Annotated in this window: 2 protein-coding genes; both read left to right on the forward strand. The window is 62.5% G+C overall.

Translation table 11 applies throughout. The features are described from left to right. A partial coding sequence (gene rpoZ, locus OP496_RS17595; RefSeq protein ID WP_280565199.1) for a DNA-directed RNA polymerase subunit omega occupies window positions 1–244 on the forward strand: 244 nt, incomplete at its 5' end. Window positions 245–272: 28 nt separating this feature from the next. Continuing rightward, on the forward strand, window positions 273–1697 hold a 1425-nt coding region (locus tag OP496_RS17600), incomplete at its 3' end, for a bifunctional (p)ppGpp synthetase/guanosine-3',5'-bis(diphosphate) 3'-pyrophosphohydrolase (RefSeq protein ID WP_280565201.1).

Raw genomic sequence — 1697 nt, forward strand, 5'->3', positions numbered from 1 at the left:
CGTTACCGTAGAAGATTGCCTCGACAACGTCGATAACCGTTTTCAGTTGGTGATGATCGCCACGCAGCGGTCACGTCAGCTCGCTCGCGGCTCGCGCGATGCCCAACTGGCCTGGGAAAACGACAAGCCCACGGTCATGGCACTGCGCGAAATCGCGGCTGGCCTGGTCGATGTCAACGTCCTCGACGAAGTCGTCGATCCGCCCGCTCCCAAGCCGCGTCCCGAGCGAGAGTACAACGACTAAGTTCTCTCCATTCTCGAAGGCGCGCACTATGTTCACCATCGACGATCTCGCGGACCGACTCGGCGGCTACCTACCCCCCGAGGAGATTCTGCACGTCAAGCGCGCCTTTTACTACGCCGAGCAGGCCCATGACGGCCAGCGGCGGCGCTCCGGCGAACCCTACGTCACGCATCCGCTGGCGGTCGCCAATATCCTCGCCAATATGCACATGGACCATCAAAGCCTGATGGCCGCCATGCTGCATGACGTCATCGAAGATACCGGCGTGACCAAGGAGGCGTTGACCCAGCAATTCGGCGGCCCCGTGGCCGAACTGGTCGATGGCGTCTCCAAGCTTACCCAGATCACCTTCGAGGACAAGGCGGTCGCCCAGGCGGAGAACTTCCAGAAGATGGTTCTGGCGATGTCCCAGGACATCCGCGTGATCATCGTCAAGCTCGCCGACCGCCTGCACAACATGCGCACCCTCGGGGCACTGCGTCCCGAAAAGAAGCGCCGCATTGCCCGCGAGACGTTGGAAATCTACGCGCGTATTGCCGGGCGTCTGGGTATCAATACCATTCGCGTCGAACTCGAGGATCTTTCCTTCCAGGCGATCCACCCGATGCGTGCCGAGCGCATCAAGCGCGCGGTCACCAAGGCGCGCGGCAATCGCCGCTCGATGATGCGCCAGATTCAGGACAGCCTGCAGAAGTGCCTCGATGACGACGCGCTGGGCGGCAGCGTAGTGGGCCGCCAGAAGCACCTGTTGTCGATCTATCGCAAGATGCGTGACCAGCGCAAACCCTTCGCCGAGATCATGGACGTGTTCGGGTTTCGCATCATCACCGATGACGTCGACACCTGTTACCGCATTCTCGGCGCGGTGCACAATCTCTACAAGCCCGTGCCGGGGCGTTTCAAGGACTACATCGCCATCCCCAAGGCCAACGGCTACCAGAGTCTGCATACGACGCTGTTCGGCCCCAGCGGAATGCCCGTCGAGGTGCAGATTCGCACCCGCGAGATGGAAGCGATGGCCAACAACGGTATCGCCGCGCATTGGCTGTACAAGGCTGGTCAGACCGCGCGCCCCATCGGCGCCGGCAGCCATGCCCGGGCACGCGAATGGGTCCGCGGGCTGCTCGAGATGCAGCGCCATGCCGGTAACTCCCTGGAGTTTATCGAGCACGTCAAGAACGACCTTTTCCCCGACGATATCTACGTATTCACGCCCAAAGGCGACATCATGGAGCTCCCCGGCGGTGCCACGGCCGTGGACTTCGCCTACAGCGTGCACACCGATATCGGTAACAGTTGCATCGCCTGCCGCATAGACCGCCATCTGGCGCCGCTGTCATCGACCCTGGAAAGCGGCCAGACGCTGGAGATCATCACCGCGCCCGGTGCCCGCCCCAACCTGGCCTGGCTCAACTTCGTGGTCACCGCCAAGGCGCGCTCAGCGATCCGTCAC

The sequence above is a fragment of the Chromohalobacter sp. 48-RD10 genome (assembly GCF_029889785.1).
Taxonomy (GTDB): domain Bacteria; phylum Pseudomonadota; class Gammaproteobacteria; order Pseudomonadales; family Halomonadaceae; genus Chromohalobacter.